This window comes from Microbacterium sp. GW823-FHT02G05, from assembly GCF_058797175.1.
Genome location: NZ_JBXAJK010000001.1, coordinates 882,581 through 900,213 on the forward strand (window position 1 = coordinate 882,581; position 17,633 = coordinate 900,213).

Sequence of the window (17,633 nt, forward strand, 5' to 3'; positions counted from 1 at the left end):
TGCTCTCGGGAAGAACAAGGGCACCGAGGGGTCGCGTTGCAGGTAGGGGCGCAGGGCCGATCTGAAGATCCATAGCCGGGACTGCTCGGCGACTCTTCCTGCGTGCCCTGGCGAGGTGGAGGACTAGCTTCGTGAAATCGATTGCGAAGATCGCTCGATTCGGATACTCTCTCAATCATTGACCGATGTGGATCATGACGTGAGGCGGGCAAACATGCGCTGGTGCTACTTTGCGATTCTCATTGTCATCGGTTTCATAGCCAGCGTTGGCTGTGCAGCAGGAGGCGTGACAGTGGACAAGAATCAGGACAAGCCCTTCGTCTTGCAGGGCGTGAGCGGATTGACGCAGATCGCTCAGCTCACGGGCCCCGGTGCGATCAATGACACCGAGAGCTTCGGGGTGGTCGGCACGGACCTCGGCTCGATGGTCAATCTCGGCGACAAGACCTTCTTCCTTTTCGGCGACAGCTACGGCATCCGCGAAGACGACGCGTGGGGCGGCGGGGGAGACCTGTGGCGCTCCAACCTCGCTGCGTGGTCGACGGACGACGACCCGCGGGACGGGATTGCGTTCGACGGATGGACGCCCACGGACGAGTTCGGCCTCGCGGCGGCACTCGCGGAGGGAGACCATGCGCCGAACGACGGCACCGGTGAGGTGACGAAGATTCCAACCTACGGTTTCGCCGTCGACGGCGTGCTCTACGTGCACTACATGTCCGTCTCGCACTGGGGTGTCTCCGGTGTATGGGATGCCAATCATGCCGGACTGCTCCGTTCGACGGACGAGGGGGCGACCTGGTCCGAGCTGACCGGCGTTCGCTGGGACGGCGGGTCCGGTTTCGTTCAGGTCGCCGCGGCGACGGTGAACGAGGACGGCGCCGACTACGTCTATCTCTGGGGCATCCCCGCGGGTCGATACGGAGGCGTGCAACTCATGCGGGTCGCCGCGGAGAATACCGCGGTGGAGAGCCTCAACGCCTACCAGTACTTCGCAGGTGTCGCGGAAGACGGCGATCCGACCTGGTCGGCGGAGATCGCCGACGCGGTCACTGTCGTGGACCCCCGGGTCGGTGAGCTTTCGGTGATGTGGTCGAGCCATCTCGACCGATGGCTGATGACGTATGCCGACGAGGGCACGGCATACATTCGTGAGGGCATCACGCCCTGGGGGCCGTGGGGTGATGCCATCGAGCTTGCATCGCCCGAGGAGTACCCCGTGCTGTACTCGCCCTACATGAACCCGCGGTACACGACCGACGGTGGACGGACGATCTACTTCACCCTGTCACTGTGGGGGCCCTACAACGTCTTCTGGATGTCCGTCGATCTCGACCGACTCGATGAGGGCGCTGCGCAGTAGCGCGACGGGGCGCAACCCGGATCAGATTTTCGCGACGATGACGATCCCGAAGTCATATCGAACCGTCGCGCACCAGCCGGCTCATGGGTGAGTCGGCCCAGTCGAAGGAGAAGCACACATGACATTCACATCCCGCTCACGGCGCTGGGTCACCCTCGGTGCGTTGACGACGGCGGCAGCCCTGGCCCTGACAGGCTGCGGATCGAGCACGCCGGGACAGGCGGCAGGAGACGCGGCGGAGGACGGCGTCGAGACCGTCAACTTCTGGTATCGCACCTTCTCCGAGCCCGAGAACAAGTGGTATCGGGACGTCGTCGCGCAGTTCAACGCCGCGCAGGATGCGGTCAAGGTGGTCGTCACCGAGGTGCCCGGCGACGCCTGGGACCAGAAGATGAAGGCCGCGCAGGCCGCCGGGAAGGCGCCGGATCTGTACCCCGTTCCCGGTGCGATCGAGCAGGCGGTCTCCGCCGGCCAGTACCACGAGCTCAACGGCATCGTCTCGGACGCCGCGCTTGCGGAGATCGTCGACGAGGCCAAGCCGATCGCGGCCATCGGTGACACCTACTATTCCTATCCGCTGCTGCTCGAGCCGCAGGTCGTCCTCTACTGGAACAAGGACATGCTCGAAGCTGCAGGGCTGGACCCCGAGGTTGCTCCGAAGACGTGGAACGACCTGTTCGCCGCGTGCGAGAAGATCCAGCCGACCCTCAGCGACGGGCAGTTCTGCCTTTCCACAGCGCAGGACGCCGGTGACATCGCCTGGACCAGCTGGGGCCAGCAGGTCAACGCTACCGGTGGCCTCGCACTCACCGACGACTGGTCAGAGCCGAACGTCGACAGCGAGGGATACCGCGCCCTCGCGGGGAACTACAAGAAGCTCTGGGATGAGGGCTTCATCCCGAAGCAGGCGCTCGCGCACTACAACGTGGTCAAGGACTTCGGAGAGGGAAGCGTCGCCTTCAAGGTCTCAGGCTCCTGGATGATGTCTGAGATGAGCGTCGACTATCCCGAAATGCTCGACCGCGTCGGGATCGGCGCCTTCGTGAGCATGCCGGGCAGCGAAGGTCAGACGACCAGCACGCTGGGCAACTACAAGTGGGTCATCGATGCGAAGACGAAGCACGCCGAGGCTGCCGGGAAGTTCGTGGAATGGGCGCTCGCCGGCGACCCCGAGCTCCTCGTGCCCTTCTTCGAGGAGACCCAGTTCACCAAGGTCCCTGTGCGTCAGTCCGTGCGCGACCTGGTGACAGCTGGGGCCGCTGAGGCCGGTGTGCCGTGGACCTCTGTGCTGCTCGATGACATCGCCCCGGTGGCCATTCCCGAGCCGACCTACCCGTGGGATGTCTCGTTCGCCGTCGGGACGATGATCGAGTCGATCATGAAGGGCGCCGCCTCCCCCGACGATGCCGTTCGCACCGCTGAGGAGGCCATCCGCCTTGTGATCGAGCGCGACGACCTGCCGGCGCAGGTCTCCAAGTGAACCCCGGCGGGGCGCGGGTGACCGCGCCCCGCCATATCCTGTGAGGTGAGACAGTGACCGGAATCCGAATCCGAGCTCAGCGGTCCGGTCCGGGCCGGGCAGGCAACCGTTCTCTGCGCGACGCCAAGGTCGCCTATGTGCTGCTCCTGCCCGCCGTGGCGCTGTTGGCAATCTTCATCATCTGGCCAGCCGTGTACGCGGGGTTCCTGTCGTTCCAGGACTGGAGCTTCTACTCCGATCCCGAGTTCGTCGGCTTCCGCAACTATCAGAACGTCCTCGCAGACGGTGCGTTCTGGGCTGCCATCGGTCGAGGATTCGTGTTCGTCCTGCTCACAGTGCCTCCGATGCTCGTCCTCGCGTTCCTGTTCGCGAGCCTCGTGGTGAGCGTCTCGCGGCGATTCGCCGACGTCCTCAAGGTCAGCATCTACATCCCGACGATCATCTCGGGTGTGATCACGTCGATCGTGTTCGCGATCATCTACAACTACTCGGGCGGCGTTCTGAACTGGATGCTCGCGCGTTTCGGGGTGGAACCCATCGCATGGTTGGGCGATCCCGCGTGGGCGCTGCTCGCGATCGCAATCCCCGCAGTGTGGCTGGGGATGGGCCTGACCTCGCTCATCATGATCGCCGCGATGGTCGACGTTCCCCAGGAGTTCTACGAGGCCGCCGCGATGGAGGGGGCGAACTGGTGGCAGAAGACGCGATTCATCACGATTCCGCAGATGAAGAACGTTCTCCTCTACCTTCTGATCACCGGCATCGTGGCCGCGATCCAGCAGTTCGAACTGCCGCTGGTGATGACCGGTGGGGGGCCGTTGGATTCGACAATGCTCCCCAATCTCTTCATCTTCAACCATTTCCGATTCGACATGAACGCCGGATACTCGATCGCTGCCGCCCTGCTGCTGTTCGTCGTGCTGGGCACCGTATCCGCCGTCGTGTTCCGCTTCGTAAACTCCGAGAAACTGGTCGACTGATGGCTGTAACCCCTGATTCGCGTATGAGTGCCGGAAGGATCGCCGGCGCGCTCGCCAAAGGCCTCGTCGGTCTCGTGTTCATCGGCGCGGCGCTCTTCCCGCTCGCGTGGCTCGTCATCGCCGGATTCAAGTCGAAGACCGAAGTCGTGGCGAGTCCCTTTCAGTTCTTCCCCGAAGTGTGGCTGTGGAGCAACTACGTCGAGATCCTGACGGATCCGACCTTCCTCCGTACGCTGGTCTGGACCTTGTTCGGTGCGATCCTGTTCACACTTCTCTCGTTGACGGTCAACTCGCTTGCCGCGTACGTGTTCGCCCGACTCGAGTTCCCATTCAAACGCGCCCTCTGGGTGGTCGTGATCACGACGTTGTTCGTCCCCGGCATGACGATTCTGCTCACAAGCTTCATCGTCGTCACCAAGCTGTCGATGCTCGACACGCTCGCGGTACTGGTGATTCCCGGTGCCGCGACCGCGGGGAGCATCTTCTTCATCCGCCAGTATTACCTGAGCATCCCGGCGAGCCTCGAGGAGGCGGCCATGCTCGACGGCTGCGGTCGCATCCGGATCTTCGCCTATCTCTTCCTCCCCCTGTCGAAGCCTCCTTTCGTGGTGATGGGCATCGCCGCGTTCCTCGCCTATTGGAACGCCTACGTCTGGCCGATCCTCACCATCACCAGCCCGGAGCAGTTCGTTCTCCAGCAGTACCTGGCGACGTTCCGCTCGGAGAGAGGAACGGAGATGGGGATGCTCATGGCGGGATCTGCGCTGGCCGCAGCCCCCGTGATCCTCCTCTTCCTCATGTTCCAGAGGCAGATCATCGGCAACATCAAGATGGCTGGGCTGAAGTAGCCCCGCCTTCCGCGGGCGCGATCAGCCGAAGAAGGGGAACCGCGAGCAGCAACGCGGCTGCGGTCGCGACCGCAGCCACCCAGACTGGCCCCAATGCCCCGGGAACAACGCCGAGTGCGCCGACAGCGAGGGCGGGGCCGACCGCGGCCCCCACGTTGAGTGCCGCTGTCGCGTAAGATCCGGCCATTGTCGGCGCACCCGCCGCCGCGTAGAGCACTCGCGTGATCAGTGTGCTCCCTACAGCGAACCCCAGGACGCCCTGCGTGAGAACGAGCCCGAGCAGGGCAACGGGGTTCGTCGCGAAGAGCGCCAACGCGATCCACCCGAGCAGGAGAATGCTTCCGCCGGTCACGATGACAAGTCTGGGGCGGGCATCCGAGAGTCGTCCCGCAACAGTGACACCGATGAAGGAGCCGACGCCGAAGAACACGAGCGTCACTGACACCCACCACTGGCTCAAACCGGCGACATCCGTCACGATCGGTGCAAGGAAGGTCAGCATGGCGAAGGTCCCCGCATTCACCAGAGCGGCGAGCAGCATCGTCAGAATGAGACGCGGAGACGCAAGCTGAACCAGGTCCTCCCGCAGTGGTGGCGGGGACGCTTCCGTTTTCTGCGAACCCTCCGCGGGGGCGGTGAAGCCCGTGGCGATGCCGATCGCAGCGGGCGCGCAGAGAAGTGCGACCGCCCAGAACGTCGACTGCCAACCGAGCGCCGTGCCAAGAAGCGCACCCGCGGGAACGCCCGCGACTGTTGCGACAGTGGTACCCGCTAGCAGAACCGCCACAGCCCGACCCTTGGCATCGGGTGCCACGAGTTTCGACGCTGCCCCCAGCGCCACTGCCAAGAAGCCCGCATTGACGATCGCCGCGACCACGCGTGTGATGAACAGAACAGTGAAGTCCGGTGTGAGCGCCCCCACGACGTGAGACAGCGCGAATACGAGCACGCAACCCAAGAGGATCGCTTTCGCTGGGAGGCGGCGAGTAGACGCGGCCATCGCAGGTGCGCCGATCACCATCCCGGCGGCGAACGCCGATGTCAGAAGACCGGCTGTCCCGACGGAAACACCGAAGTACGCGGAAATGTCGGGCACGAGGCCTGCGAGCATGAACTCAGAAGTGCCCATGGCGAAGACCACCAGGGCAAGAAGATAGAGAGTGAAAGGCATCGAGAGAGCTCCGAAGCGAGAGTACGAACAAGTGAACGTCTCGTCACCACGGTCAGCGCCCAAAGGGCACCCGAGCGTCGTGCTCCGCGCAACGCGAAGAGCAGCAGGACTAGGAACTCAACTGGGGTGAGGGGCTGACGGCGTGACCGAAAGCCCCTGAGTGTCCGATTCAGGGCTCGACATACCGCTCATCGTACCCGCCCGCGCCACCACCACTCAGAAGCGTCAACAGCCTCCTGATCAGCAGCAGCAGCAGCTAGCTGCCGGCCATCGACTGAATCTGGCTGTGCAGGACGACCGTTCGTGTCGGCTGCAGATCGCCGCGGATGCGGTCCAGCAGCATGTTCGCCGCAGTCACACCCATGTGGCGGGCCGGGAGGTTCACGACGGTGAGTGCGGTCGGTGACAGGGTGCTGAAGGGCAACGGCCCGAAGACCGCGACACCGAGCTCCGGTGGAGTCAGTCCCCGTTCGGTGAGCACTTGGATCGCTCCGACGCCCATCAGATTGTTGGTCACGACGACGGCATCCGGGGGCGTGGGGAGAGCGAGAAGTCGCTCCATGCTCTCTCGGCCGCCCGCGACGTGATAGTCGGAGAAGACCAGCAGCTCGTCGAGATCGGCGCTGCTCATTGCTTCCGATACCGCCTGTCGCCAGCCGGCTGCACGCTCCGTTGCCGTTTCGATGTGCTCGGGGCCGGTGATGCAGGCGATGCGCTGGTATCCGGCGCGGAGCAGATCGGATGCCGCGGTGCGGCCAGCGGCTCGATCGGGCATGAGCACCCCATCGACGTCGAATCGCGTGGCGCGGTCGACCGCGACAACCGGCCGTCGGGCGTTCAGAACGGGGGTGAGGTCGCTGCTGTCGGCGGCGGCCGCGAGGATGATGCCCGCCATCTGCTCGGAGACGGCGATCTGTAGATATGTGCTCTCCTTGGAGGGCTGAGAGTCGGAGTTGCAGAGAACGACCGAGTATCCGGCTTCGGAGGCGACGTCCTCGACGCCCCGTGCGAGCTCGGTGAAGTAGGGGTTCTCGATGTCGGGGATCACAAGCGCGATGAGCTCGGATGCCTGGCGGCGCAGGGTGCGTGCCGTGCGGTTCGGTGTGAAGTTCAGGGTGTCTGCAGCCGTGCGGACGGCGCGGATCTTCTCCTCGGAGACGCGGAGTCCGTTGAAGACCCGGGAGACCGTCGCAGGGGAGACGCCGGCCAGCTGCGCAACCTCGTAGATCGTGGACACGATGCCTCCTGTCGCTTGGCAGCGATCGTTGACAAACCAATGGCTCCATCCTACACTTATGAAATCGATTTCTAGTCTCTCCAACGAGGAAGAGGTAGAGGAAAGTGAAGATGAAAAGCGATTTTGTCGTCGGTGCCCTGAATGGAATCTCCTCTCTGAGGAGTGTTCAGACGCGATCGATATCACCAGAGAACTTCGATGGGGCCGCCGGTGGCGGGGGGCGGGCGACCGAGGGGACCGGGGCCGCATGCGCGCGCGACCTGGGGCCCGGCTGGAAGATCTCGCCCAGCGTCGACGTGAAGGCGGGTCAGACGCTGGAACTCGCGAACATCGAGGGTTCGGGCAAGATCACCCACATCTGGATCACCACGCACGTCGACAACTGGCGCACCCTCGTTCTCCGCGCCTACTGGGACGGCTCAGAGGAGCCGGCCGTCGAGGTTCCCTACGGTGACTTCTTCTGCAATGGCTGGGGAGTTTTCACCCAGGTCGACTCGCACGTGATCGCCGCAAACCCGCACGGCGGCTTCAACTCCTACTGGCCGATGCCCTTCCGCGACGGCGCGCGTCTCACCCTGGAGAACACCTCGGTCGTCGACGTCCGCGTCTACTACCAGGTGACCTACGAACTGGGCGGTGACGTGTCGAACGACGCCTACTTCCACGCCCAGTGGCGCCGCTCGAACCCTCTTGAGGAAGCGGTTCCGCACGTGCTCCTGGAAGACATCGAAGGCCAGGGGCAGTACGTCGGCACCTACATGGCCTGGGGTGTGAACTCGAACGGCTGGTGGGGTGAGGGCGAGATCAAGTTCTATCTGGACGACGATGTCGACTATCCCACGATCTGCGGCACCGGCACCGAGGATTACTTCGGTGGAGCATGGAACTTCGACATCCCCGGAAAGGGGTACACCGAGTTCTCGACGCCCTATCTGGGGATGCCGCAGGTAATCAAACCCGACGGCCTCTACATCAGTCAGCAGCGCTTCGGCATGTACCGCTGGCACCTCCCTGACCCCATCCACTTCGCATCCGGCATTCGAAAGGTCGACATTCAGGCGCTCGGATGGCGCAGTGGATGGCGCTACCTGCCGCTGCGTGACGACATCGCGTCGACGGCGTTCTTCTATCTCGATCGCCCGACGGCGAAGCGACCTGCGGCGCCGACTGCGGACGCCATGGAGATCCATCTCGGAACCGCTCCCGTTCCTGACGTCGGAGCGACTCCGCCCCGCCACCCCCAGGACTGAAGCACCCCACCGACCGCGCACTTCCCTCGTGAAAGGATTCCAATGAAGAAATCGATTTCATGCATCTCCGTGCTTGCTGCCGCGACCGTGGTACTCGCGCTCGCCGGACCGGTTCCCGCAACCGCGAGCTCTGGAACGACGCCAGCGGTGCTCGTCGAGCGCCTGACGGGGCCGAACCTGCCGAACGACACAGTCGGCCGGTTCGCCGTCGGAGCGACAGATCTCGGTGTGCTCTGGGACAACGGCGCCGGCGAGACGCTCGCCGCGTTCGGGGATACCTACGACGGCGCCTGGCTGAGCCATGCGAACGACGGGCACAACGGCGCGGACTGGCGAAGCAACGTCCTTCTGCGGAGCACGGACACGGATCTGTCCGATGGAATGCGCTTCACATCGGCGGCGACGGATGTCGCCGGGCATGCGAAGCAGATCATCCCCTCGCAGCACGGCGGGACCATCGCAGACGGGCGATGGGAGGAGACGACCATCCCAACGGCGGGTGTGTCGGTGGGCACCCGACAGTTTCTGAGCTACATGTCGGTGCGCAGCTGGGACTTCCCGGGGGAGTGGGCCACGAACTACGCCCGAATCGCCTACTCGGATGACAACGGTGAAACCTGGGACAGCACGAGCGGGCCGACCTGGGACAACGGAACGACGGATCTCAGTTCGTTCCAGATGCATGCGCTGGTGCGCGATGGTGGCTATGTCTACATGTTCGGCACGCCCAGCGGGCGATTCGGCAGTGTGAAGCTCGCTCGGGTGCCTGAAGCGCAGGTTCTCGTGAAGAGTGCCTACACGTACTGGACCGGCTCAACCTGGTCGAGTACCGAGTCGGCCGCTGTCGCGCTGTTCACGGGGCAGGTCTCCGAGATGTCCGTGATCCACGACACGGCCGCCGGCAGATGGATCATGATGTACACCTCGGCGAACGAGGACGTCGTCCTTCGGACTGCGAGTGCGCCGACAGCGGCGTGGACGGCCGCACAGACCGTCGTGACGACGGCTGACTACCCGTGGGTGTACGCGCCTTTCCTGCATCCGTCATCGTCGAACGGCGAGCTCTACTTCACGATCTCGCAGTGGCACCCCTACAACGTGTACCTCATGAAGGTGCGTCTGGATGCGGGCGGGACAGTCACCACGCCGAATCTGATCGCTGACCCCAGCTTCGAACGCGACACGATCGGCACGACCTGGGAGTGCATGGGCGGGTGCGGCCTCGATGAGGAGACCTGGGGACTCTCGGGAATCAACAACGCATGGATCGCTGCAGAGACGGGATGGACGGACATCCACCAGAGCGTGGTGGTCACGCCGCACACCAACTACACGCTCACGGCATGGGTGAGAACCTCAGCGAACAGCACGGCCGGCTACTTCGGAGTGCGCAGTTCGACAGCCATCGTGGCGGAAACCCCGTACGGTCCCTCAACCGGATGGACGCGACTCGTCGTCCGGTTCAACAGCGGCTCATCGACATCGCTCGATGCGTTCACGGGGCTGTGGGGTGTGACAGCGAACACCTGGGCACAGGTCGATGACGTCACATTGACAAAGGACTGATGCATGTCTCAATCCGTGACCCTCGGGGTCGATATCGGCACGTCCAGCAGCAAGGGCGTGTTCGTCGACCCCGAGGGTGTGATTCTGGCAACAGCTGTGCGGGCGCACGAAGTGAGCCGCCCGCAAAGCGGCTGGGTCGAGATGGATGGACGCATCTGGTGGGACGAGTTCGTCGCGATCACGCGCGAACTGCTCGCTGCGGTGCCGGATGCGGTGGTCGCCGCCGTCGGCGTGAGCGGTATGGGCCCGTGCGTGCTGCTGGCCGATGAGAACGACGAGCCCGTGCGGCCCGCGATCCTCTACGGCGTCGACACCCGCGCTGGCGCGCAGATCACCGAGATGTCTGCGGAGCTGGGCGACGAAGAGATCGCGCGCGTCGGCGGCTCGCTGCTGACCTCGCAGGCTGCAGGTCCCAAGATCGCCTGGGTCGCGGAAGAGGACCCGGATGCCTGGGCGCGTGCGGTCCGGCTGTTCATGCCGGCCTCGTGGCTGGCGCGCAAGCTCACGGGCGCCTATGTTCTCGATCACCAGTCGGCCAGCCAGACCACGCCGCTCTACGACATCGAGCGCGAGGCCTGGCACGAGCCGTGGTGGCAGCGCTATGCCGGGAGCATCGAGCAGCCGCCGCTGGGGTGGGCGGGGGACATCGTCGGACACGTCACGGCCGAGGCATCCGCGCTCACCGGTCTTGTTGAAGGCACCCCTGTGATCATCGGCACGGTCGACGCCTGGACCGAGGCCGTCAGCGCCGGCGCGCACGAGGTCGGCGACCTCATGCTCATGTACGGCACGACGATGTTCATGGTCTTCACCGGCGCAGAGACCCTGCGCACTCCCTCGATGTGGACGACGGTGGGTGCCTTCGCGGGAACGCGGAACCTCGCGGGCGGTCTGTCGACTTCGGGCGCTCTCACCTCGTGGCTCAAGGGCCTCACGGGACGCGACTATCCCGAACTCCTGGCGGAGGCCGAGGCATCCGGACCCGGCGCCCGCGGTCTCGTGATGCTGCCGTACTTCGCGGGGGAGCGCACGCCGATCCAGGATCCGGATGCCCGCGGGGTGATCGCAGGTCTCACCCTCGATCACGGTCGCGGCGACCTGTATCGCGCCGCGCTCGAGGCCACCGCGCTCGGGGTGCGGCACAACGTCGAGACCATGCGCGCCGCGGGAGCGGACATCCGCCGCATCGTCGCCGTCGGCGGAGGCACCCAGGGGCAGCTCTGGCTCCAGGTGGTCTCCGACGTCACGGGGCTCGTACAGGAGGTGCCGCAGATCACGATCGGGGCGAGCTTCGGTGCGGCGTTCCTTGCAGCATCAGCGCTCGCCGCTCGCGATGGCGCCACAGCGCCCGTCATCACCGACTGGAACCCCGTGGCGCAGACCATCACCCCGAACCCCGCGCTCGCCAGCCTCTACGACCAGCTCTACGACCGCTATCTGCGCCTCTACACCGGCACGCGCGACGTCGTGCACGAAATCGCTGCCGACCAGCGCGGCGCCTGAGCGCAGCATCCGATTCCCCACACTCACCACTTTCGCAATTCATCACGGAGACACCATGACGTACCTGCTTCCCGCACCGATCGCGCGCCCCTCGGCGGCACCGAAGACCGCGTACCTGATCGCCTCGGGTGATCTGCGCGAGGCGGCCAATGTCGGCGGCTGGCCCGTGCAGGCCGCGATGGAAGCCGACGTCACCGCCGCATTGGCTGACCTCGGCTGGACCGTCATCCGCGCACATGAGGTCGACCCCGCCACCGGCCACGGCTTCATCTCCAGCCAGCGAATGGGTCTTGAGGTCTTCAAGAGCATTCCGACCGACGCGCCCCTCATCGTCGCCGAGGCCGTCTGGCAGTACTCGCATCACGTGCTCGCAGGTCTCCGCACGCACGAGGGACCGATCCTGACGGTCGCGAACTTCGCGGGCGACTGGCCGGGCCTCGTCGGACTGCTCGGACTCAACGCGGGCCTGACGAAGATGGACAAGCCCTACGCAACGATCTGGTCGGTCGACTTCACCGACGACTGGTTCAAAGCCGGCCTCAAAGAGTGGACCGAGACCGGCGCCATCACCCACGACGCCTCGCACGTGCGCGCTCTGCCGACGCTGCCCGACAGCCCCGAGAAGCAGCTCGGTGAGGCGCTCGCCGCAGGGCTGCTCGCCGACAAGGCCATCATCGGAGTCTTCGACGAGGGCTGCATGGGCATGTACAACGCCATCTTCGACGACGAGCTGCTCAACCACACAGGCATCTACAAGGAGCGCCTGTCGCAGTCGGCGCTCTACGCCGAGATGCTCGAGGTCACCGAGGCCGAAGCCGACGCGGCATACGACTGGCTGATCGCCGCGGGTATGACGTTCGTCTACGGTGAGGACGCTGCGACCGAGCTCACCCGCGAGCAGGTGCAGTGGCAGCTCAAGATGTACATCGCGGCCCTCCGCATCTCCGACGACTTCGGCCTCGATGCTGTCGGCATCCAGTACCAGCAGGGGCTCAAGGACCTCGTTCCGGCGTCTGACCTCGCCGAAGGCATCCTCAACTCGACCGAGCGCCCACCGGTGTTCTCTCGCGACGGGCAGCGGGAGCTGTTCGCCGGTCGTGCATTCCCGCACTTCAACGAGGCGGATGAGGGAGTCGCCGTCGACGCCCTCGTGACCGACCGTGTCTGGACCGCGATGGGCCTCGTGCCCGACAACACCCTGCACGACGTGCGCTGGGGTGAGGACTACGACGGCCAGTTCGTCTGGGTCTACGAGATCTCGGGCTCGGTGCCGGCATCGCACCTGGGCGGATGGCAGAACGCCGAGGGATGGCGCCAGGGGCACGTGTTCTTCCCTGCGGGCGGCGCGACGATCAACGGCGTCTCGAAGCCGGGTGAGATCGTGCTCTCGCGCGTCTTCATCGCCGACGGCATCCTGCAGGCCGACATCTTCCGCGCCTCCGTCATCGAGCTTCCCGAGGAGGAGACCGAGCGCCGCAAGCAGGCGACGAACCCCGAGTGGCCGATCGCGCACGTCGTGCTGCACGGGGTCTCGCGCGACCAGTTCATGGCCCGCCACAAGGCCAACCACGCCCAGCTCGTCTATGCACCCGACGCCGAGACCGCTGACAAGGCGCTGATCGCGAAGGCGGCTATGTTCGCAGGTATGGGCATTGCGGTGAATCTCGTCGGAGACGTGGCGGTCTGATCATGGGCGGGGTCGTCGTGCTCGGCAGCGCCAACATGGATCTGGTGGTGCGGATGCCACGGCGACCGGAGCCGGGGGAGACCCTGACCGGAACGCGCTTCGAGGCCGGCGCCGGAGGCAAGGGCCTGAATCAGGCCATCGCCGCCGCGCGCGCCGGCGCCGATGTCGCGTTCATCGGGGCGGTCGGATCCGACTCCTTCGGCGAACGGCTGCGGGCGCGGCTCGTCGACGACGGTGTCGACGACTCGCGCCTGCAGACCCTCGAAGCGGCGACCGGCATCGCGCAGATCAGCGTGACCGACGACGGCGAGAACACGATCGTGATCGTTCCCGGTGCGAACGGGCACGAGGGTTTCGATGCGGCGGATCGCGCGCTCGTTCAGGGCGCATCCCACCTAATCGTGCAGCTGGAACGTCCCGCCACGGTGATCGCGGAGGCGATGCGCTTCGCTCGCGAACAGGGCGTGACGACCGTGCTGACCCCGGCGCCGGCGCGCGGGGGCATCGACGACCTCATCGACCTGAGTGACATCCTCGTGCCGAACGAAGGGGAGGCGATGCTGCTCTCGGGCGCCCCGGACGCCGAGTCCGCGGCGATCGCGCTCAGCGAGAGGGCCGGCACCGTCGTCGTGACACTCGGATCGCGGGGCGCGATCGTCGCTGAACGCGGTCAGATCGTGCGACGGGTCGCGCCGCGGCCGGTGGAGGCCGTCGACACGACCGGTGCCGGCGACACGTTCGTGGGCGTGATGGTCGCATGGCTCGTCGCCGGGCGTCCGCTCGCCGAGGCGCTCGACGCCGCGACCGCTGGCGCATCCATCGCCGTGACCCGCCGGGGCGCGGCCTCGTCGATGCCGATGCGGAACGAGATCGTCGCCGCGCTCGCGTAGTGCAGGGGCGGACGTCAGCGCGCCGCGACGAATGCCGCGTAGTCGGCGAGTGAGACCTCGGCGTAGGCGCGCGCCCATGCGAGAAGCGCCTGGCCGACGACCCGGCCGTTGCCGATGTACCCGGCGACCTCACCGGAGGTGACCGACTGGCTGTGGGCGCGAGCGATCACGGCGGCGCACGACTGCGCGTAGGTGATGAAAGGGCCGTCATCGAGTTCCTCGATCTCGATGCTGCCCTTCATATCGTGGAACTGGCGCGAGTAGTAGTCGAAATTCGGCCCGCGGAGTGACCCGAGGAAGGGATCGGAGAGCGCCTGCAGAATGCGCTGCATTGCGACGACGCGACCGCCCTCGCCGTGGCTCTCGATGATGTCTCTGATGTCGCGCGGCTGCTCGATCCGCCCGTACTCGACGAGCACGCTCTGCGCTGCCTGCTTCGGCTGCATGAGAAGCGCGTTGCCGTCGCCGTCCTGGAAGAGCACGAGGTAGCAGCGCGTTCCGACGCTCCCCACGCCCACCACCCGGCGGGCGACGTCGCTGATCGCGTAGTGCTGGAAGAGGAGAGCGACGTCCGGCGTCGCGGTCACCCGGTACTGCGCCACGAGATCGTGCACGCGCTCCAGGATCTCCGGCTCGACGGGTCCCGTCGTCGGCGGCTGGTGGATGAACCGGAGGCGGCCCGTGTCATCCGCTTCCGTCAGCTTTCGCACGGCGCGCTCGCCGGTGCGCTTGACGGCGTGCTTCACCGCAGCGCGCGTGGCCTTCTGCGAGGCGCGATCGAGCATCGAGGTGGTCGATTCGACGTCGAAGTGGGTGAAGTAGCGTTCGGTGGGGCTGAGGGCGGAAGCGCGTGCGATGTTGCGCGCATACGCGGTGATGGCCGCGAGGACAGCCTGGTCGACGACGCTGTCTGCGCGTCCCGAGGCCTGTCCGCCGATCACGATGCTCGCCGCCAGGCGTTTGACGTCCCACTCCCACGGTGCCCAGGCGGCTTCGTCGAAGTCGTTGAGGTCGAACATGAGGCGGCGCTGCGCCGAGGCGTAGAAACCGAAGTTCGACACGTGCGCATCTCCGCAGGAGGCAACCATGATGCCGCTGTGCGGCGCCTCTGCGAGGTCTGCGGCCATGAGCGCCGCGGTCCCACGGTAGAACGCGAAGGGGCTCGCAGCCATGCGTTCGATGCGGAGCGGGACAAGTTCGGGGATGCGGTCCGCGTTCTGTCGGGACAGGATCCCGAGTGGATCGCGGCGGCCGGGGTTCATCTCAGCGAGGGCGCGCCGCGGTGTCGTCTTGCGGGCGGCCATGCCTGCTTCGCGATGCTCGGCCAGGGAGAGGGGTGGCGCCCATGCGGAGATCATGGCGACATTCTGGCAGGTGTCGTCCGCGCTGCCTCGGGACGTCGAGGTCCGCGCGTCGTCAGTTGCCGAGGAGGCGCTCGGTCGCGCCGATCACGTGCGCGCGCATCGCCGCGGCGGCTGCGGGCCCGTCGCCTTCGACGAGTGCGTCGAAGATGGCGCTGTGCTCGGGTGCCGCCTTGCTCGCTCCGGTGCGTCCGAATTTGGAGAACAGACGGAAACGTTGGATCTGACCGCCGAGCGCGGCGTAGGACATCTCGAGGAAGCGGTTGCCCGACTGGGCGGCGATCAGCATGTGGAAGCGGTCGTCGGAGCGCCAGTACAGATCGAAGCCCTCCGTCTCGACGTCCGCGAGTTCCGCGGAGCGGTGGAAGTCGTCGACGGTCTCCTTCAGCTTCCGGATGAACTCGTCGGTCTTGCGCAGCGCGGCCTGCTCGGCGAGGGTCGGCTCGAGAATGAGGCGCGCCTCCATGAGCTGCTGTACTTCGGTGCGAGTCATCATGGGCGCAACGCGGTAGCCGCGCAGTGCCTCGCGCTCGACCAGGCCGGTGTGCTCGAGCCGGGCGAGCGCCTCGCGGAGCGGAGTCTGGCTGACATCGAGTTCGCGGGAGAGAGCGCCGATGTTGAGGCTCTGCCCCGCGCCGCGATCCCCGGACATGAACTGCTGCAGCAGAACGTCGTACATCTGATCGGCGATCGGCTTCTTCGTCGTTGTCTGCTCGATCATGCCCTCATTCTAGGCGGACGGCTCGCACCCGCCTGTGATGCCGTGGCCGCGACGCGCGGGGGCGTGGCGGCTGATGGATTGTGGTCTGTCGCCTGTGCGCGGATCGACGGAGCGGCGGTCAGCCAGCGGTAGGCCCAGAGGAACGTGGTGCCGGTGAGTGTCGTCGCGATCGCCACCAGCAGCGAGACCGGGATGCTGTCGGGCACAGGAGCGAATCCGCCCAGATGCACTGCGAGCAGCGTGGAGAACCCGATGAACATCCCCGGAACCGAGGAGAAGCGGGGGTGGCGGCCGAGCGCGATCATGAGCGGATTGGCGATCGCGAGAGTGAGCAGGCTGCTCACCCATTCGGGCACGGAGGGTCCGAATGCCGGGATGAGGGCGGCCTGCGCGGCGAGTGTTGCTGCGCCGAACGCGCCGCCGACCGCGAGGCAGAGCATGAGGACCGAGATGCGGGCGCGGGGGATGCCGAAGGTCAGTGATGCAGCGGCCCAGCCGAAGAAGATCCCGAACGCGGGCACGTGGAGGATCACGCCGAGGAGTACGGCGGAGAGTGCCAGGAGAGTGGCGGCGAGCTCCGGGGGAAGTCCCTGACGGGAGGGCGCGGGGTCAACCGTGTGCAAGACAGCGTCGTCTGTCGTGGTCGTCATCGTTCACCTCGGCCTCGATGGGGAATTCAGGGGGAGAATCGAGTGCGAGCGCGTGAGCGTTCCGAAAAGCTCACCCCTGGACTTTTCCTATACTATAGTTCATAGTATTGAACGGAGGCGATGATGCACGGAGCAGTGTCGACGGCGGTGAAGTCGTCATGAGCGAGTACCAGGCGCACCCGCTTGTCGAGGGATTCCCGGGCAAGTCCTCCTCGCACGGTGCCTTCGGCTGGAGCAGTCTCTGGCTCCTCGATGACGGCACCCGCCGCGTCCTCATCGATGCAGGCCAGCCCGCGTACATCCCGCTCATCCATGACGGCCTCGCCCGGCTGGGCCTCACCACTGACGATGTGACCGACGTCGTGCTCACCCACATGCACTGGGATCACGTGTCCAACTTCACGATGTTCGCCCATGCGACCACCTGGGTGGGGGAGAAGGAGCTCGCGTGGGCTGCCGAACAGCCGGCGGGCACGAAGTTCATCCCGGACCTGCATGTGCAGGAGCTGCTGCGACGCACCGAAGGTGTCGAGCGCATGTCGCCGGGGCAGGAGATCATCCCGGGCATTCATGCGATCGCGAGCCCCGGGCACACCCCGCACCACCTGGCGTTCCTGACCGAGCGCACCAGTGAGGCAATGATCTTCGCCGGTGACGCCGTCAAGAACATCCATGAGCTCACGACGCTGCGCGCCGACTCGAGCATGGACGACGACCAGAGCACGCGCACGATCGACCGGCTGCGCTCCCTGCTGTCCGCGACCTCGGGAGTGCTCCTCCCCGGGCACGACACGGGGCTCTCCCTGACCGACCGTGAGGTGCACCGCGTGCGCCCCCAGCGCGCCGCCATCGGCTTCTTCGCCGACGGCGCCGGCGGCGAAGAAGACCGCAGCATCGGCTGACGCCGCTGCCGACGAAAGGACCAA

Annotated in this window: 15 protein-coding genes; 10 read left to right on the top strand and 5 right to left on the bottom strand. The window is 65.9% G+C overall.

The annotated features are described in order from the left end of the window. The first annotated feature begins 292 nt into the window (after nucleotides 1–292). From AC1REM_RS04150 to AC1REM_RS04165, 4 genes are all read left to right on the top strand, one after another. Nucleotides 293–1,363, top strand: a complete 1,071-nt coding sequence (locus AC1REM_RS04150; protein ID WP_492513461.1) for a glycoside hydrolase family 183 protein — start codon at nucleotides 293–295, stop codon at nucleotides 1,361–1,363. A 118-nt stretch (nucleotides 1,364–1,481) separates the two neighbouring features. Then, nucleotides 1,482–2,843, top strand: a complete 1,362-nt coding sequence (locus AC1REM_RS04155; RefSeq protein ID WP_492513462.1) for an ABC transporter substrate-binding protein — start codon at nucleotides 1,482–1,484, stop codon at nucleotides 2,841–2,843. Nucleotides 2,844–2,896: 53 nt separating this feature from the next. Next, a complete protein-coding gene (locus AC1REM_RS04160) occupies nucleotides 2,897–3,823 on the top strand; it encodes a carbohydrate ABC transporter permease (protein WP_492513463.1) in 927 nt (308 codons plus the stop codon). Continuing rightward, on the top strand, nucleotides 3,823–4,671 hold the full coding sequence (locus AC1REM_RS04165) for a carbohydrate ABC transporter permease (RefSeq protein WP_492513464.1): 849 nt from the start codon (nucleotides 3,823–3,825) through the stop codon (nucleotides 4,669–4,671). Before AC1REM_RS04160 ends, AC1REM_RS04165 begins: the two co-directional genes overlap by 1 nt. Here the strand turns inward: AC1REM_RS04165 and AC1REM_RS04170 are convergent. Both AC1REM_RS04170 and AC1REM_RS04175 read right to left on the bottom strand, forming a co-directional pair. After that, entirely contained in the window at nucleotides 4,649–5,842 is a 1,194-nt protein-coding gene (locus AC1REM_RS04170; RefSeq protein WP_492513465.1) for a Cmx/CmrA family chloramphenicol efflux MFS transporter, read from the bottom strand. The genes AC1REM_RS04165 and AC1REM_RS04170 overlap by 23 nt on opposite strands. 256 nt (nucleotides 5,843–6,098) lie before the next feature. Further along, on the bottom strand, nucleotides 6,099–7,079 hold the full coding sequence (locus AC1REM_RS04175) for a LacI family DNA-binding transcriptional regulator (RefSeq protein WP_492513466.1): 981 nt from the start codon (nucleotides 7,077–7,079) through the stop codon (nucleotides 6,099–6,101). 296 nt (nucleotides 7,080–7,375) lie between these two features. Here AC1REM_RS04175 and AC1REM_RS04180 point away from each other — a divergent pair, with 296 nt between their 5' ends. Genes AC1REM_RS04180 through AC1REM_RS04200 form a run of 5 tightly spaced genes read left to right on the top strand, consistent with a single transcriptional unit; the run spans nucleotide 7,376 to nucleotide 13,975 of the window. Beyond that, nucleotides 7,376–8,329, top strand: coding sequence for a glycoside hydrolase family 172 protein (locus AC1REM_RS04180; RefSeq protein WP_492513467.1), 954 nt, complete (start codon nucleotides 7,376–7,378; stop codon nucleotides 8,327–8,329). 42 nt (nucleotides 8,330–8,371) lie between these two features. Next, nucleotides 8,372–9,895, top strand: a complete 1,524-nt coding sequence (locus AC1REM_RS04185) for a glycoside hydrolase family 183 protein (RefSeq protein WP_492513468.1) — start codon at nucleotides 8,372–8,374, stop codon at nucleotides 9,893–9,895. A gap of 3 nt (nucleotides 9,896–9,898) precedes the next feature. Then, nucleotides 9,899–11,398, top strand: coding sequence for an FGGY-family carbohydrate kinase (locus tag AC1REM_RS04190; RefSeq protein ID WP_492513469.1), 1,500 nt, complete (start codon nucleotides 9,899–9,901; stop codon nucleotides 11,396–11,398). Nucleotides 11,399–11,453: 55 nt separating this feature from the next. Next, on the top strand, nucleotides 11,454–13,085 hold the full coding sequence (locus AC1REM_RS04195; RefSeq protein WP_492513470.1) for a fucose isomerase: 1,632 nt from the start codon (nucleotides 11,454–11,456) through the stop codon (nucleotides 13,083–13,085). Nucleotides 13,086–13,087: 2 nt separating this feature from the next. Continuing rightward, the gene (locus tag AC1REM_RS04200) at nucleotides 13,088–13,975 is read left to right on the top strand and encodes a ribokinase (protein ID WP_492513471.1); all 888 of its coding nucleotides are present in this window, start codon (nucleotides 13,088–13,090) and stop codon (nucleotides 13,973–13,975) included. 14 nt (nucleotides 13,976–13,989) lie between these two features. Here AC1REM_RS04200 and AC1REM_RS04205 read toward each other — a convergent pair whose 3' ends face one another. From AC1REM_RS04205 to AC1REM_RS04215, 3 genes are read right to left on the bottom strand one after another with little or no spacing between them, the layout of a single operon-like run. Then, nucleotides 13,990–15,333, bottom strand: coding sequence for a DUF2252 domain-containing protein (locus AC1REM_RS04205; RefSeq protein WP_492513472.1), 1,344 nt, complete (start codon nucleotides 15,331–15,333; stop codon nucleotides 13,990–13,992). 58 nt (nucleotides 15,334–15,391) lie between these two features. Next, the gene (locus AC1REM_RS04210; protein ID WP_492513473.1) at nucleotides 15,392–16,057 is read right to left on the bottom strand and encodes a GntR family transcriptional regulator; all 666 of its coding nucleotides are present in this window, start codon (nucleotides 16,055–16,057) and stop codon (nucleotides 15,392–15,394) included. After that, nucleotides 16,054–16,707 carry a DUF1097 family protein gene (locus AC1REM_RS04215; RefSeq protein WP_492513474.1) on the bottom strand — a complete coding sequence of 218 codons (654 nt, stop codon included), beginning with the start codon at nucleotides 16,705–16,707 and terminating at the stop codon, nucleotides 16,054–16,056. The genes AC1REM_RS04210 and AC1REM_RS04215 overlap by 4 nt, the downstream gene beginning before the upstream one ends. A 107-nt stretch (nucleotides 16,708–16,814) precedes the next feature. On the opposite strand from AC1REM_RS04215, the gene AC1REM_RS04220 reads away from it, so the two are divergent. Beyond that, nucleotides 16,815–17,609, top strand: coding sequence for an MBL fold metallo-hydrolase (locus AC1REM_RS04220; protein WP_492513475.1), 795 nt, complete (start codon nucleotides 16,815–16,817; stop codon nucleotides 17,607–17,609). The last annotated feature ends 24 nt before the right edge of the window (nucleotides 17,610–17,633 follow it).

What these genes read in the sequence shown, in the direction of transcription:
- AC1REM_RS04185 (WP_492513468.1), top strand. Translation starts at nt 8,372, where the DNA reads ATGAAGAAATCGATTTCATGCATCTCCGTGCTTGCTGCCGCGACCGTG.
- AC1REM_RS04170 (WP_492513465.1), bottom strand. Translation starts at nt 5,842, where the DNA reads ATGCCTTTCACTCTCTATCTTCTTGCCCTGGTGGTCTTCGCCATGGGC.
- AC1REM_RS04205 (WP_492513472.1), bottom strand. Translation starts at nt 15,333, where the DNA reads ATGATCTCCGCATGGGCGCCACCCCTCTCCCTGGCCGAGCATCGCGAA.
- AC1REM_RS04155 (WP_492513462.1), top strand. Translation starts at nt 1,482, where the DNA reads ATGACATTCACATCCCGCTCACGGCGCTGGGTCACCCTCGGTGCGTTG.
- AC1REM_RS04210 (WP_492513473.1), bottom strand. Translation starts at nt 16,057, where the DNA reads ATGATCGAGCAGACAACGACGAAGAAGCCGATCGCCGATCAGATGTAC.
- AC1REM_RS04215 (WP_492513474.1), bottom strand. Translation starts at nt 16,707, where the DNA reads ATGACGACCACGACAGACGACGCTGTCTTGCACACGGTTGACCCCGCG.
- AC1REM_RS04190 (WP_492513469.1), top strand. Translation starts at nt 9,899, where the DNA reads ATGTCTCAATCCGTGACCCTCGGGGTCGATATCGGCACGTCCAGCAGC.
- AC1REM_RS04165 (WP_492513464.1), top strand. Translation starts at nt 3,823, where the DNA reads ATGGCTGTAACCCCTGATTCGCGTATGAGTGCCGGAAGGATCGCCGGC.
- AC1REM_RS04195 (WP_492513470.1), top strand. Translation starts at nt 11,454, where the DNA reads ATGACGTACCTGCTTCCCGCACCGATCGCGCGCCCCTCGGCGGCACCG.
- AC1REM_RS04200 (WP_492513471.1), top strand. Translation starts at nt 13,088, where the DNA reads ATGGGCGGGGTCGTCGTGCTCGGCAGCGCCAACATGGATCTGGTGGTG.